The organism is Streptomyces turgidiscabies Car8 (assembly GCF_000331005.1).
GTDB classification, from domain to species: Bacteria; Actinomycetota; Actinomycetes; order Streptomycetales; family Streptomycetaceae; genus Streptomyces; species Streptomyces turgidiscabies.
This window is the reverse complement of the sequence record NZ_AEJB01000298.1, coordinates 1-13,459: the sequence shown is the minus strand read 5'-3', so window position 1 is coordinate 13,459 and position 13,459 is coordinate 1. Positions and strand designations below refer to the sequence as shown.

At 72.9% G+C, this 13,459-nt stretch carries 12 protein-coding genes and 1 pseudogene; 5 read left to right on the top strand and 8 right to left on the bottom strand.

The features are described 5' to 3' along the window. Positions 1–43: 43 nt before the first annotated feature. The 6 genes and pseudogenes from STRTUCAR8_RS19880 to STRTUCAR8_RS19855 all read right to left on the bottom strand — a co-directional run bounded on the left by STRTUCAR8_RS19880 (position 44) and on the right by STRTUCAR8_RS19855 (position 6,578). On the bottom strand, positions 44–715 hold the full coding sequence (locus tag STRTUCAR8_RS19880) for a hypothetical protein (protein WP_006377646.1): 672 nt from the start codon (positions 713–715) through the stop codon (positions 44–46). 277 nt (positions 716–992) lie between these two features. After that, positions 993–1,349: pseudogene (locus STRTUCAR8_RS19875) on the bottom strand (hypothetical protein); the annotation flags it as partial. Positions 1,350–1,518: 169 nt separating this feature from the next. Next, positions 1,519–2,871, bottom strand: a complete 1,353-nt coding sequence (locus tag STRTUCAR8_RS19870) for an AAA domain-containing protein (protein WP_006377639.1) — start codon at positions 2,869–2,871, stop codon at positions 1,519–1,521. Further along, positions 2,868–4,481 carry a hypothetical protein gene (locus STRTUCAR8_RS19865; protein ID WP_006377643.1) on the bottom strand — a complete coding sequence of 538 codons (1,614 nt, stop codon included), beginning with the start codon at positions 4,479–4,481 and terminating at the stop codon, positions 2,868–2,870. Before STRTUCAR8_RS19865 ends, STRTUCAR8_RS19870 begins: the two co-directional genes overlap by 4 nt. Beyond that, a complete protein-coding gene (locus STRTUCAR8_RS19860; RefSeq protein ID WP_006377650.1) occupies positions 4,472–5,662 on the bottom strand; it encodes a hypothetical protein in 1,191 nt (396 codons plus the stop codon). Before STRTUCAR8_RS19860 ends, STRTUCAR8_RS19865 begins: the two co-directional genes overlap by 10 nt. Beyond that, positions 5,613–6,578 carry a phosphatase PAP2 family protein gene (locus STRTUCAR8_RS19855; RefSeq protein WP_044472503.1) on the bottom strand — a complete coding sequence of 322 codons (966 nt, stop codon included), beginning with the start codon at positions 6,576–6,578 and terminating at the stop codon, positions 5,613–5,615. The genes STRTUCAR8_RS19860 and STRTUCAR8_RS19855 overlap by 50 nt, the downstream gene beginning before the upstream one ends. Positions 6,579–6,862: 284 nt before the next feature. Here STRTUCAR8_RS19855 and STRTUCAR8_RS19850 point away from each other — a divergent pair, with 284 nt between their 5' ends. Further along, a complete protein-coding gene (locus tag STRTUCAR8_RS19850) occupies positions 6,863–7,459 on the top strand; it encodes a histidine phosphatase family protein (RefSeq protein WP_006377638.1) in 597 nt (198 codons plus the stop codon). Between the two features lie 87 nt (positions 7,460–7,546). On the opposite strand, the gene STRTUCAR8_RS19845 is transcribed toward STRTUCAR8_RS19850, so the two are convergent. Next, on the bottom strand, positions 7,547–9,001 hold the full coding sequence (locus tag STRTUCAR8_RS19845; RefSeq protein WP_044472502.1) for an NsdA family TPR-like regulatory protein: 1,455 nt from the start codon (positions 8,999–9,001) through the stop codon (positions 7,547–7,549). Positions 9,002–9,281: 280 nt separating this feature from the next. Between STRTUCAR8_RS19845 and STRTUCAR8_RS19840 the strand changes: the two genes are divergently transcribed. Both STRTUCAR8_RS19840 and STRTUCAR8_RS19835 read left to right on the top strand, forming a co-directional pair. Next, positions 9,282–9,740, top strand: a complete 459-nt coding sequence (locus STRTUCAR8_RS19840) for a hypothetical protein (RefSeq protein ID WP_006377645.1) — start codon at positions 9,282–9,284, stop codon at positions 9,738–9,740. Positions 9,741–9,793: 53 nt separating this feature from the next. Continuing rightward, the gene (locus STRTUCAR8_RS19835) at positions 9,794–10,663 is read left to right on the top strand and encodes a spermidine synthase (protein ID WP_006377642.1); all 870 of its coding nucleotides are present in this window, start codon (positions 9,794–9,796) and stop codon (positions 10,661–10,663) included. 31 nt (positions 10,664–10,694) lie between these two features. On the opposite strand, the gene STRTUCAR8_RS19830 is transcribed toward STRTUCAR8_RS19835, so the two are convergent. Further along, complete coding sequence (locus STRTUCAR8_RS19830) at positions 10,695–11,222, bottom strand: hypothetical protein (RefSeq protein ID WP_006377649.1); 528 nt, start codon at positions 11,220–11,222, stop codon at positions 10,695–10,697. Between the two features lie 120 nt (positions 11,223–11,342). Between STRTUCAR8_RS19830 and STRTUCAR8_RS19825 the strand changes: the two genes are divergently transcribed. After that, complete coding sequence (locus STRTUCAR8_RS19825) at positions 11,343–12,047, top strand: response regulator transcription factor (protein ID WP_044472501.1); 705 nt, start codon at positions 11,343–11,345, stop codon at positions 12,045–12,047. 16 nt (positions 12,048–12,063) lie between these two features. Next, on the top strand, positions 12,064–13,459 hold a 1,396-nt coding region (locus STRTUCAR8_RS19820), incomplete at its 3' end, for a sensor histidine kinase (RefSeq protein WP_006377648.1).

Genomic DNA, 13,459 nt, shown 5'->3' with positions numbered 1-13,459 from the left:
CCCGGACCCGCTGATTAAGAGTCAGCTGCTCTAACCAACTGAGCTAGCGGCGCCTGCTGACGTCGTAGACCTTAGCACCCTGATCGACGGGAGGAAAAATCGATATCCGCACCCCACCGGCGACCGCGGAACGGGCCGCTCGGACGGCCGCCCAGAGCAGGATTTCCGCGCCCGGAAGCCAGGGGCGACTGGTGTCGGGGGCGACGACCCAGCGGGATTCGGGCCGGGGATCACCCGTGACGCCGTCTCCCGTCCCGTCTCCGGCCTCCACTCCGGTCTCCACTCCGATCTCGTCGTTCACCAGGGCGGGGACCGTCACGGCGTCGCCGCGGCCGTGGCAGAGGAGCGGCGGGATCGCGTGGCGCCGTCCGCTGCTGCCCTCGCCGCCCTCGACGGCCGAGCCCCACTCCTCCCACCTCAGCAGCGACGGCAGCCGCTGGGCCGTGCCCAGTGCCGCGAACAGGAGGATCCGGCCCCGGTAGGCCGCCACGGGGCCCGAGCCCGGGCCGCCGTCCCAGAGCCGGTCGAGCATCCTGCGGCCGAAGACGGCGGGCACGTTGACGACGTCGAACGCGGTGCCGCAGGGCAGGACGAGCGGGGCGGTGGGTCGCTCGGCCCAGAGTGAGAGCGTGCTGCGCGGATACGTTCCTGCGGAGGCGAGCCAGGCAGCTCCCGCCGAGGTGACTCCCGAGATGTCCGTGTGTGGGCTGCTCATGGCATACAGATCTACCGGCGGTGACCGGTCGGTCTCCGAGGGTTGCCGGAAACCGGGACGAGAGGGGGCGAGGTGGAGTACCTTGCCCTCCTGAATATGCCGCCCGGACTTTCGGGACCGAAGCGGATCGAGACGGACCGGATCAGGCAGGAACGGACCGGGTCTGACCGGACCGGGTGGGGCCTGCCGGGGATCAGACCGGGTCGACGTGACCGTGGCCGGGACCATGACCGTGCTCGCCGAGCCCGCTTCTCCCGGTCCCGTCGGGCCCGCCGTCTCCGCCGCTGGTGTTCTCCCCGCCGTCGCGCAGCAGCTCACGGCCGTACTCGACCATCTTCCGCGCGTAGTCCTCGGTCCACTCGGCCTGCTCCGCGATGTCTGCCGGCGTCAGCCGGTCGAAGCGGCGCGGGTCGGCGAGCTGGGCCGCCGCCATCGCCTGGAACTCGACAGCGCGGTCGGTCGCCGCACGGAACGCGAGAGTCAGCTCCGTGGCGCGGGTCAGGAGCGCGCGGGGGTCGTCTATCGACTCCAGGTCGAAGAAGTGCTCGGGGTCGTCGGCCACCTGCGTGGGCTCGAAGAGCAGGGGCGCGGGGCGTAGCCGCGGTTCGTTGCGACGCGGCGTTGGCTCCGCCATGTCTTCTCCTCCTCGTACGGTCCGCACCGTTCCTACGTACCCTCCACGCACCACGGCATGTACGGCACACGGTCGAAAAGGCCCCGCGATCGAGCCGGGCCACCGTCCATTGTCCCCTGCCCGCGCAAGTGGGCCCCGGGATTCACCCCAGCACGCCCCTGATCTGCCCCTACGCCCGCCAGACCACCCGGTGCTCCGCCAGATGCGAGAGCACCGCGTGGTTCGCCTCCCAGCCGTCCGGGAACTTCACCGTCGCGCCCAGTTGCACCGGTTCCGTCGACGGGTGGTCGTCCAGGAGTTCGGTCACGCCCGCCCGGCACACCACCACGCACGCGTGCCGGTGTCTGGAGGCGAGGACGCAGAGGCGGCCCGTCTCCAGGTGGAAGGCGGTGGCGTCGGGGCGGCCGGAGAGCGGGTGCAGGACCACCGTCACGTCGAACTCCCGCCCCTGGAGCCGGTTCGCCGTGTCCACGGTGACGTCCGGGACGCCCAGCTCGGCGAGCGCCGCACGGACCGCCGCCGCCTGGTCCCGGTGCGCCGTGCCGACCGCGATCCGGTCGGCCGTGAGGGGCGTCGGCTCGGGTCCGCGTTCCGACGTGGCCGCGCCACCCCGGTCCAGCATGCGGCGTACGACCATGGCGACCGCGCGGACCGCCTCCGGGTCTGTACGAGGGGTGTGCCGGGCGGGCAGTTCCAGCAGCCCCCAGCCCGATTCGGCGGCCTCGTCGAGGACCCGGTCCGGGGCCGAGCCGTCCGACGGGACCGCGAACGCGAGCCGCCGGTCGCCGTGGCCGGTGCCGCTGCGGAACGGGGTGTACGGGTAGAAGGCGGCCGAGACGAGGGGCGCGGCCGACGCCGGGAGCCGCCAGGACACCGGCAGCCGGTGCTGCGGCAGCTCGGGGTTGTGGGCCAGCAGCGTCGTGACGGCCGAGGCCGACGGGTCGTACGACAGGCCCGCCCACTGCTCCGCGCCGACGATCGAGAAGGGGTCCAGCTGACCCGGGTCGCCCACGAACAGGGCCCGCTCGAACAGCCCGGCGACGGCGAGCAGCGCGTCCGAGCGCATCTGGTACGCCTCGTCCACGATCGCGTGCCGCCACGGCTCGTCGACCTTGACGTGGGCCCACTTGGCCGCCGTCGAGATGACCACGTCCAGGCCGGCCAGCTCGGCGGCCTTCGCGGACTTCCGTACGTTCGGCAGGTCGTCCAGCGCCTTGTCGTACGGGTCGGTGTCACTGCTGTGCAGACGGCCAACCGGCAGCTCGGGGTTCTTCTCGGCGAGGCGGGTGACGAGGTCGTCGACCTGGGCGTTCGTCTGCGCGATGACCATCAACGGGCGCCCGGCGTCGGCCAGTTCGAGCGCGGCCCGGACCACGAGGGTGGACTTCCCGGCCCCGGGCGGCGAGTCGACGACGACTCCGCGGTGCGTGCCGTGCAGCGTGTCGTGGAGGATCGCGTCGGTGGCCCGGCCGGCGGCGGCTCCGGGGTCGAAGGCGGCCCGCGGGGTGTGAGCGGCGTTCACAGCACATCCTCTTCGGTGACCGGGTCGGCTTCCGGCAGCGTCGGTGTCGCTTCCTCGCCCGGAGGCCCGCCGTGGGTCCAGGGTGTCTGGTCGGCGTCGGGGAGCTTCGCGCCGCCCCGCTGTTCGTGCTCGAAGAGCGTGAAGCAGACCAGGTCGCCCTTCTCGGGCACCGACCCGGCCTCGGGCTCCTTGCCCCGGCCCATCTTGTCGACCACTCGCAGCACGATCACCGAACCCTCGTCGCCCGGACCGTCCTCATGGCCCACGAACTCCGCCGCCTGCGGCTTGCCGCCCAGCGAGCGGTACACCTTCACCCGGCCCCCGAGCTGCGGGCGGTCGTCCGTGCGGACGGTGACCAGCGGGCGCGGGCTCGGGCGCTTGCCCTCGCTGTACGTCATGACGACATCCGTGACCTCGCCCGCGAACGCCTCTCCGGCCAGCCGCCGGCCCGCCATCACCAGCGGGTCGTCCAGGGCCTCCTGGGCCTCCAGACGGGCCTGTTCGCGCTCCCGCGTGGCCAGCTTGTTCGCCGCCGTCACCGCGTCGTCGCGGCGCGGCTGCGGGGGCTCGCCCGCGGTGACCCGGTCGCGGTGTCCGGTGAACGACCAGCGGTCGCGCGTCCACCGGTCGGCCGCGTGGGCACCTGCCGGCAGTTCCCGCAGGAGGTCGAGGCCGCGCCACACCGCGTCCCAGGTGGGCCGCGTACGGCTCTCGACGAGCGCGCGGATGTCACGCTCGGCGGCGGTGAGTCGGCCGAGCCGGTCGTCCGCCGACTCGCCGTCCTCGGCGGCGGCGAGCGCCGTCCGCGCGCGGTTGTAGTTCTCGATCGCGGGGGCGAGCAGCTTGTTGTCGAACGCGGGGTCGGTCGCCGGGCCGGCCGGCGGACACAGCAGCTGCCCCTTCGCGTCCCGCGCCAACTCGGCCCGCAGCGCCGCCTCGGCGCCCGACACACCGTCCGGCGGGTCGATCCAGGCGAGCAGCGCGCCCAGGTGCTGGTCCTCCAGCGTGGACTGCCCGGTCGCCCAGTGCCGAGACAGTACGTCCGTCAGCGCCAGGAGCAGGGCGGACCCGGGGACCCGGGCCCGCTCCCCGTAGTGCGTGAACCAGCGGCCGAGCAACGGCACCCGGGGCGGCGCGGGATGCGGCGTCTCAGGGTCCTGTTCCGCCGTACGCCGAAAGCGCGTCGAGCGCCCCAGCAGCCGTACGAGGTCGATGCCGGCGCGGCTCGGGACGATCAACTGGGGTGCGTCCGCGCACAGTTCGACCTCGACCTTGACCCGCTTGCCGGTCTCCGGGTCGGTCTCGCTGCGCTCCGCGGCCTCCACGGCTTCGGCGTGGGAGTCGATGAACGGCAGGACGACGTCGGCCAGTTCGGCGAGGAACGCGAACCTGAGGTCGCGGTCGCGCGGCTGCGGTACGACGAGCAGGCGTGGCGCGTCCCGGTCGTCGCCGACCAGCGCGCCCAGCGGGGCCCCGGCCTCACCGGCGGTGATGAGCGGCACCAGGACGAGGGGCCGCTCGGAAAGATGACGGTGCCGGACGGTGGCGGCGGGCTGGGCGCGGCCGGTGCTGACGGCTTCGAGGCGGGCCAGGGTGGCGATCAACGACATACGACGCCCTCCGGCCGCGGTTCCGCCGTGGGCACGGCGTCGCGCAGCGCCTCCGCGCGCAGGGCCGCCGCTCTGCGCAGCGCCGCCACGGTCGGGTCCTGGGGGTCACCGGACCGGCCGTGGGCCGCCGACAGGACGTCGTCGACCGTGGTCAGGGCGCCCAGTTCGGCCCGTACCGAACGGCCCAGCGGCGTCACCGCGCCCCGCGCGCGGGAACGGTCCCGGCAGTGGAAGGCCAGCTCGCACGCGGACAGGCACTCCGGCGCGTACTCCGCGGGCACCGACTCGACCGCCGCTGTCAGTTCGGCGGTGGGCAGGTCCGGGGCGAAGCAGGTGCCCTCGGGGAGGGCGTCGGCGATGTCCTCGATACGGGTCAGCCGGGACAGCTGGCGGCCGGTCACAGCGCGCTGTTTGCGGACGTCGACCGCGGACGCCGCCGGAAGGTTGGAGAAGTCCTTCGGGCAGACCAGCAGCACACGATGGCGTACGACCGGCGCCGGACCGCCGCCCTGTGTGAGCCGGGCGGCGACCTCCTCCAGGGCCAGTACGTACACCGCGGCCTGGCGGGCCGCCGCGCCCACCTTCGCGGGGTCCGCCGAACCGTCCAGCATCGGGAAGGACTTGATCTCCACGACCGTCCAGCTGCCATCCGGGTGCACGACCACCGCGTCCGGTTCCAGGAAGGCGGGGGAGCCGGCGACGTCGAGGGCGAGCATGGGGTGGTCGAGGAACGTCCAGCCGCCGGCACCGGTGCCGGCCCTCGCCGTCGTGGCGTCGCGCAGGGCAAGCGCCGTCCGCGCGGTGCGGCCCTCCGGTCCGGTCGCCGTGAGGTCGGGGACCTCGGCCTGTGCCTCCACCGGCGCCGGGGCACCCGGGTCCAGCTTCTCGTGCACCAGCCGGAGCAGCTCCGAGCCCCCGTCGGCCTTGACCCGGGCCTCGAAGGTGTTGCCGCGCGCCAGGGCGAACTGGGACTGACCGAAGGCGGACGGTGAGCCCAGCGCGCTCGCCAGCGTCGCCTTGTTCACCCCCGCGCCGTCCAGGATCGCGCGCCTTCTGCACCCGGGGTTGGCGGCGAGGGCCGCGAGGGCCCGCGCGTCCAGCGCCTTCGGCGGGACCGAGGGACCGCGCAGCTCAGCGAGCCGCTGCCGCAGCGCCGTCCCCCGCGTCCGCGGAAGCGGCACCCGGCTCGGCCCCTGGTCCGGGAACCGGCCCGAAGACGGACTCGCGCTGCCTTGGAATTCGCTCACGCGGGGAAGTCTGGCATTCACCACTGACAATCGGGGCCTCTGCGCCACGAGAGAGCGTTGCGACGGGCGCGACACGAGCCGTGATCCACACCCTCGCCCGGTCCGCGTTCCGGATGACGAGCGGTGCCAGCAGCAGCCCGAGGCCCATCACGGCCGCACCGGCGACGGCGTCGAGGAAGTAGTGGTTCGCGGTGCCCATCACCACGATCGTGGTGATCAGCGGATAGGCGACGGCCAGGACCTTGGTGGTGCGCGTACCGCCGTAGCGCCACAGCATCACCCCGCACCACAGGGACCAGCCGACGTGCAGGCTGGGCATCGCCGCGTACTGGTTGGTCATACCGCCGAGTCCACGGGGGGCACTCGCCTGGCCGCCCCACCAGCCGTACGAGCTGTACTGGGCCATCGTATCCACGAAGCCGTGACCGGCGTCCAGCAGACGGGGCGGGCAGGTGGGCAGCAGTGTGAAGCCGACCAGGCCGATGAACGTGGAGGTCATCAGCCAGGTGCGGGCCGCCCGGTAGCGGACGGCATGGGACCGGAAGAGCCAGATCAATATGGCCGGGGTGACGAGGTAGTGCAGCGACGCGTACCAGAAGTCCGCCGGAACGCCGATCCAGGGCTCACGCGTGAATAGCCGGTTGAGCGGGTGCTCGGCGTTCAGCCACAGCGCCTTCTCGAATCTGAGGATCGCCAGACCGTGGTCCACGGCGGTCGACTCGCTGCCCCGCACCAGCAGGCGTCCGCCCGAGTAGCACGCGTAGACGAGCAGGAGCAGTGGCAGCTCTGTCCACCAGCGGAGCCGGGAGGGTGGGCCTGTCTCGGTCCGTGCACTGTCGGTCCGCGGCATCCGATCGTTTCTCCCACTCTGTGTTCCCGTTGAGCTGCGCCTCCGGTCGTCGGTGGCCTGCGGTTCGTCCGATTTTACGGTGTACGTGAACGCGCCGGGCGGGCGCCCCTGTCCCAAGACGCAAAGATCGACCCCCCGGTTGCCCCCCGACAGCGTGCGCGATGATGGAGGGGTTCCGCCTCGCTTTTCCGCCATTCGGTGCCCCTGATTCGTTTCGGCGCCCCCTTTCGTTCGCCTCTCGCCTCATTTGCCACGCTAACCGTCTCCCCCCGGAAGGGGTCCTCATGGCATCGCGCATCCTGCTGGCCCGGCACGGACAGACGGAGTGGTCGCTGTCCGGCAAGCACACCGGCAGGACCGACGTCCCTCTCCTCGACGAGGGACGGCGCGGCGCCAAGCTGCTCGGCGAACGGCTGCACCGGGCGCCCTTCGACGGGCTCCCCGGGGTCGAGGTGCGCACGAGTCCGCTGGCCCGCGCGCGGGAGACGTGCGAGATCGCCGGGTTCGCCGAGCGCGCCACCGAGTGGGACACGCTCATGGAGTGGGACTACGGCGCGTACGAGGGCATGACCCCGGTCCAGATCCAGGCCGTCCGGCCCGGGTGGCTGATCTGGCGGGACGGGGTCCCCGGGGGCGAGAGCCTGGAGGCGGTCACCGCGCGCGCGGACGAGGTGGTCGAGTGGGCGCGGTCGGCCGAGCGCGACGTGCTGGTCTTCGCCCACGGCCACATACTCCGGTCGATCGGGGCCCGCTGGCTCGGCCAGCCGATCGACTTCGCGGCCCGCATCAGACTGAACCCGACCTCACTGTCGGTACTGGGATGGGCCTACGGCGCCCCGGCCATAGAAACCTGGAACGACCAGGGCCACCTGGCCGGCTAGCGGGAGGAGCGCTCCTTTTAGGGGCGCGGGGAACTGCGCGACCAGCCACATCGGGCCCGCAGCCGAACGGGACACCGCCGCGCAGCCCTATGCCGTGCGCGGCAGACTCGCGTGCCTCTCCAGAAACGCCGACACCCCCGAAGCCCGCCGGTGAGGCAACAGCACCCGCGCCGTGGCCGCCAGCATCGTCTGGATGCGGGAGGACTGGACCTCGTCCAGCAGGTCCAGGACACGCATACCTGCCACCGCCGCCTCGTCCGGGTGGCCGCCACGGGCCAGGTCGTCGGTGAGCTCGGCCGTGTACAGGGCGATGTTCCTGGTGAAGTGCGGGTTCTGCAGATGGGCCGCGCGGCGGGCGTGCCGGGCCGCGCGGGGCCAGTCGCCCAGCGTCGACCAGCACTGCGCCTCCAGCCCCTCCAGCTCGGCCTCTCCGTAGAAGCTCATCCACTCGGGGTCGGCCTCGGAGGGGCCGCGTTCGAACAGCGACTGGGCCCGCGCCAGCGCCTGTTCGCAGCCCGCGCGGTCGGCGAGCCCCGCCCAGCCGCCCGCCTCGCGCAGCGCCAGCAGCGACATCAGGCGGGGCGAGCCCAGGGGCCGGGCCACGCGCTGCGCGGCCTGCGCCGCTCTGACCGCCTCGCGCGGGCGCCCCGAGTCACGCGCCAGGAACGCGGTGTTGCAGAAGGCGTGCGCCTCCAGGGCCGCGTCCCCGGACACCCGGGCGGTCGCCAGCGCCTCCGCGTAGTGCGAGCGCGCGTCGTCGAAGCGGCCCGAGTCGTGCGCCAGCCAGCCCACGGAGATGGCGAGTTCACCGGCGCCCGCGTGCAGCCGGTCGGCGGTGGCCTGCCGTACCGCACCCGCGTCGAGCAGTTCGTAGGCGGCCCGCAGTGGTGCCGCCGCACGTCGGTAGAGGCCGTCGGCGCCGTGTCGGTCGTCGAGCAGTCTGATGCGGCGTACCGCCTCTTCCAGGGCCCCCGCCTCACCGGCTCCGACGCGGCGCATGGGACGGCCCGCGGCCGAGGCCGACGCTTCGTAGGTGAACCCGAAGGGGCTCAGGGAGGCGGCTGCCGCTGTGGCACCGCCCGTCATGAATGCGCGACGCAGCACGTCGCTCTCCTCGTAGTTGTCGTGCGTTTCGTACGGGTCCTGCGCGTCCTGCATGTCATACGGCTCATACGCCCCCGGCGTCTCACCGCTGGCGTACGTCGGGCTCGCGAGGTGCACGGGGGGCGTGTCCTCCGTGTCGCGCGCCCCGCGTCCGCGTACCGACGAGCGGGGCGCGAACCCCAGGTCGGCCAGTGTCCGGCCGGGGAACATGTGCAGGAACACCCGCTCGTACGCGTAGTTGGGACAGCGGATCTCACCCGCCTCGACCCGACCGACGTAACGCGCGTCACAGCTGACCCGCTCTCCGATCTCGCGGGCGGCCCGCCGTACCGCCGCGGCGAACTCGCCCGGAGAGCGCTGTCCGCGCAACTGCCGAAAGGCGAGGTTCGGCCGTGGTGGCCGGGGGGACTCCGACGAGGTCACTGCTGACGACGTCATGGCCGGGCCCTCTCTGCGAACCGTCGAACCGTGCCGGATTCCTGACGAGTTGGAACAGTTATCCATCGGACGTCCTGTTTCCGGCGGGCAAGAACGTACCCGCTGTGCACGACCCGCCATGCGGGGTTTGGCTACAAACCGGATATCTCATCCACGATCTGCCATGAACTGCCATCCTTTGCAGCGGTCTTGTGCCGTAGCCGTTGACGCGGTGGCGCGTTGAACCGTGCGGACCGGGAGCCACCCGAACTCCCGACCCGTTCGTTTCAGGAGGGGTTCCGTGGTGGAGGCCGGGATGGAGATCAGCCCAAGCATCGATCCGTGTACGCCGTTCAGCGCGCGTACATCAATCGCGTTGCCCGCATCGTCCGCGTCAAACGCGGCGCCCAACTGTGATCTGGTGACGGTTCCCGCGCGGCAGGGGCTGGAGGCGGTCGACATCCTGCGCCGGGGAGCCGGCGACGCGGTCGGCCCCGTACTGCACGACGACGGCTGCGACACCCTCGGCTTTCTCGTCCCGCCGGGCACCGCAGCCGCCTGGGACGTCCCGGGCAGCACCTGTACGGAGACCAATGGGCGTGGTCTGAGCCTCGCGGTCCCCGATCCCGCGCCCCCCGTCGAGGGCTCGGACTGGCTGCTCCCGCCCGGGGACGCGGACCTGGCCACCGACCCGGCGGTGCTCCGCGCGGCGCTCGGTGAGGCGGCCCGGCTCATCGAGGCCGCGGACAACCGGCGCTGACCTGGCGCGACCGTCGTACCGCCGAGGTGTTCGCCCACCCCGATAATGGGGGAATGGGAAAGTCCAGAAACGCGCGGCGCGGACAGTCGGCCGCCGAGGCCGTCGTCGAGACGGTCGACGGCGGGCTCGCCGAGCTGATCCCCGACCGGGACCGGGCGCGCGCCTGGACGCTGTTCATCGACGGCGCACCGCAGTCCCACGTCGACCTCGACGACCCGGCGTACCTCTCCTTCGAGTACCAGCGCCGCCTCGGTCATGTGATCGACCTTGTCGTCCCGCCCGGCAAGCCCGTGCAGGTCGTGCACCTCGGCGGCGGCGCCCTCACCCTCGCCCGGTACGTCGCCGCGACCCGCCCCCGGTCCACCCAGCAGGCCGTCGAACGGGACGCGGCCCTCGTCCAACTGGTCCGCCGAGAGCTGCCGCTGGACCCGAACGCCCGGATCCGGGTGCGCTCCACCGACGCCCGCGAGGGCCTCGCGAAGATCCCCGACGGCTGGGCCGACCTGGTCATCGCGGACGTGTTCAGCGGGGCGCGCACCCCGGCCCATCTGACGTCGGTCGAGTTCCTGGCCGACGTACGCAGGGTCGTGAACGACGCCGGCTGCTACGCCGCCAACCTCGCCGACGGACCGCCGCTGGCCCACCTGCGCGGCCAGATCGCCACCGCGGGTGTCGTCTTCCCCGAGCTGGCCCTGATCGCCGACCCGACGGTGCTGCGGGGGAAACGGTTCGGCAACGCGGTGCTCGTCGGCTCCGCGCACCCGTTGCCCATCGCCGAGCTGACCCGCCGTACCGCCTCCGACCCGCACCCCGCCCGCCTCGAACACGGCCGCGCCCTCACCGACTTCACCGGCGGGGCCGTACCGGTCACGGACGCGGCGGCGGTCGCCTCACCGGCACCACCACCGTCGGTGTTCCGCTGAGCCGGGCAGTCGGTCCGCAGCTTCGACAGGTTCAGTAGGTGAGGACCTGTACGTGCGGTGGGCCGTCGTGCCAGGTGCAGAACACCGACACCCGGGCCGCGCCCGCGCCGAAGTCCACCCGGATCCACGTCTCCGTCTTCCACACCTGCATCGACCAGCCCGCCGCGGGCGTCGCCGACACGAGCGTCGCGTAGTCCGTCCCGAGGTCGAAGGCCGCTCGCCCACCCTCGGTGTCGTACGCCTTCACCGTGGAAGCGGAAGGGGACTTGGCGGGGGTCGGGGTCGCGCTCGGGGTGGCCGTCGGTGTCGGTGAGGCGGTCGCGGTGGGCGTCGCGGGTGGCGACGAGCGGGTGGGCGCCGGGCTCACCGACGTGGGCAGCGGCTCGGGTTGCTCCGCCGCCGACTTCTGCCGGGCCGTGTCGGCCGCCGTGATGGGGAGCGCGCGGGGCGGGTCGTACGCCGTTCCCGCCATCACCGTGTGGACCCCCCACCACGTCATCGTGGCCGCCGCGCCCGTGGCCAGCGTCCACGCGAGAAGGTGTACGAGTCCTCTGCGCATCGCCGGTCATACTGCCTCACGCGCCCCACAGGTGTCGCCTGTCGGAGTCCGGGCGCGGTCGGCGCGGAGTTGTCCACAGGCGCCGGACCCGACTCGCCGGATTGGCGTACGGTGCGGCGCATGGCAAGTGTGCTCGTGGTCGAGGACGACCAGTTCGTGCGCTCCGCCCTCATCCGGCATCTGACCGATGCCGCGCACCTCGTGCGCAGTGTCGGCACCGCCCTTGAGGCGCTGCGCGAGGTCGCCCACTTCCGTTTCGACGTGGTGATCCTGGATCTCGGTCTGCCCGATCTCGACGGGTCCGAGGCCCTCAAGATGCTGCGCGGAATCACGGACGTGCCAGTGATCGTCGCCACCGCACGCGACGAGGAGTCGGAGATCGTCCGGCTCCTGAACGCGGGCGCGGACGACTACCTCACCAAACCGTTCTCGGTCGAACACCTGTCGGCCCGCATGGCCGCCGTACTGCGCCGCTCCCGCGTGACGCCCGTGGAGACCCCGCCGTCCTCGGTCCTCCGCGTCGGCGGCCTCGCCATCGACCCGCTGCGCCGACAGGCCGAACTGGACGGCGTGCGACTGGACCTGACCCGCCGTGAGTTCGACCTGCTCGCCTTCCTCGCCCACCGACCGGGTGTCGTCGTCGCGCGCCGGGAACTGCTCGCGGAGGTGTGGCAGCAGTCGTACGGCGACGACCAGACCATCGACGTCCATCTGTCGTGGCTGCGGCGGAAGTTGGGGGAGACCGCGGCTCAACCCCGCTATCTGCACACCCTGCGGGGCGTCGGTGTGAAGCTCGTGCCGCCCGGAGCGGAGCCGCCGCTGTGAGGGGGAGGGGGACAGCATGAGGTGGGCACTGGTCAAGGTCTGCGTGGCGGTCACGACCATGGTCGTGGTGGCCTTCGCCGTGCCGCTCGGGCTGGTCATCGAGGAGATGGCCCGCGACCGCGCCTTCTCCAACGCCGAGCGGCAGGCCGCGGCCGTCGCCCCCGCGTTGTCCATCACCACCGACCGGGACCAGCTGGAACGGGTCGTCGCCGCCGCCGGATCGGACGCCGGCCTGGCCGTGCACATCCCCGCGAGCGGCGGCGCGACCGCGGTCGACCTCGGACGCCGGCGCGCCGCGCCCACCGACATCGCGGCCGTCCGCAGACTCGGCCGCGTCTCCACCACCGAGGTGTCCGGCGGCTCCACCCTCCTCCAGCCCGTCGCGCTCAGCTCGGGTGACATAGCCGTCGTCGAGGTGTACGTCCCCGAGGCAGAGGTCGGCAACGGCGTCGGCCTCGCCTGGGCGGTGCTCGCCGGCGTCGGGGCCGTCCTCGTCGTCGGTTCGGTCGCCGTCGCCGACCGGCTGGGCGTGCGCATGGTGCGGCCCGCCAAGCGCCTCGTCGAGGGCGCGCACGAACTGGGGGAGGGAAAGCTGGGCGCCAGAGTGCCCGAGGAAGGACCGGCCGAACTGCGCCTCGCGGCGGTCGCGTTCAACTCCATGGCCGACCAGGTCGTACAACTGCTCGCGAACGAGAGGGAGTTGGCCGCTGATCTGTCCCACCGGCTGCGGACGCCGCTGACCGTGCTGCGGCTGAACGCGGCCTCGCTCGGAGAGGGTCCGGCCGCCGAGCAGACCCGGGCCGCGGTCGCCCAGCTGGAGCACGAGGTCGACACGATCATCCGTACCGCCCGTGAGGCCAAGCCACGGACGACGGCTCCCGGTGCTGGCGCCGGCTGCGACGCGGCCGAGGTCGTGCGCGAGCGGATGGCCTTCTGGTCGGCGCTCGCCGAGGACGAGGGGAGAAAGGTGAGGGTGGCCGGCGCGGAGGCGCCGGTGCGCATACCCGTGGCCCGCGCCGACCTGGCCGCCGCCCTCGACGCGCTCCTCGGCAACGTCTTCCGGCACACCCCGGAGGGCACCGCCTTCGCGGTCGACGTGCACAACGGCGACGACGCGGTGATCGTGCTCGTGTCGGACGCGGGGCCCGGGATCACCGACCCCGAGGCCGCCATGGCCAGGGGGCGCGGCTCGGGGAGCGCGGGGTCGACCGGCCTGGGCCTGGACATCGTGCGCCGGCTCGCGGAGTCGACGGGCGGGGACGTACGGATCGGCTCGTCGGTACTCGGCGGCACGGAGATACGGATCTGGATCCAGCTGGACGGCCGGGCGCCGGTCCGACGCGGACACCGAGACCGCGGAGCGGGGGGCTCGTGGCCGGTTTCGTTGTGGGGTGCGGGCCGGCGGGGCTTCT

Bases quoted from the DNA above. Each gene is read 5' to 3' on its own strand.
- STRTUCAR8_RS19830 (WP_006377649.1), bottom strand. From the start codon at position 11,222: ATGCGCAGAGGACTCGTACACCTTCTCGCGTGGACGCTGGCCACGGGC.
- STRTUCAR8_RS19845 (WP_044472502.1), bottom strand. From the start codon at position 9,001: ATGACGTCGTCAGCAGTGACCTCGTCGGAGTCCCCCCGGCCACCACGG.
- STRTUCAR8_RS19855 (WP_044472503.1), bottom strand. From the start codon at position 6,578: ATGCCGCGGACCGACAGTGCACGGACCGAGACAGGCCCACCCTCCCGG.
- STRTUCAR8_RS19825 (WP_044472501.1), top strand. From the start codon at position 11,343: ATGGCAAGTGTGCTCGTGGTCGAGGACGACCAGTTCGTGCGCTCCGCC.
- STRTUCAR8_RS19835 (WP_006377642.1), top strand. From the start codon at position 9,794: ATGGGAAAGTCCAGAAACGCGCGGCGCGGACAGTCGGCCGCCGAGGCC.
- STRTUCAR8_RS19850 (WP_006377638.1), top strand. From the start codon at position 6,863: ATGGCATCGCGCATCCTGCTGGCCCGGCACGGACAGACGGAGTGGTCG.
- STRTUCAR8_RS19880 (WP_006377646.1), bottom strand. From the start codon at position 715: ATGAGCAGCCCACACACGGACATCTCGGGAGTCACCTCGGCGGGAGCT.
- STRTUCAR8_RS19865 (WP_006377643.1), bottom strand. From the start codon at position 4,481: ATGTCGTTGATCGCCACCCTGGCCCGCCTCGAAGCCGTCAGCACCGGC.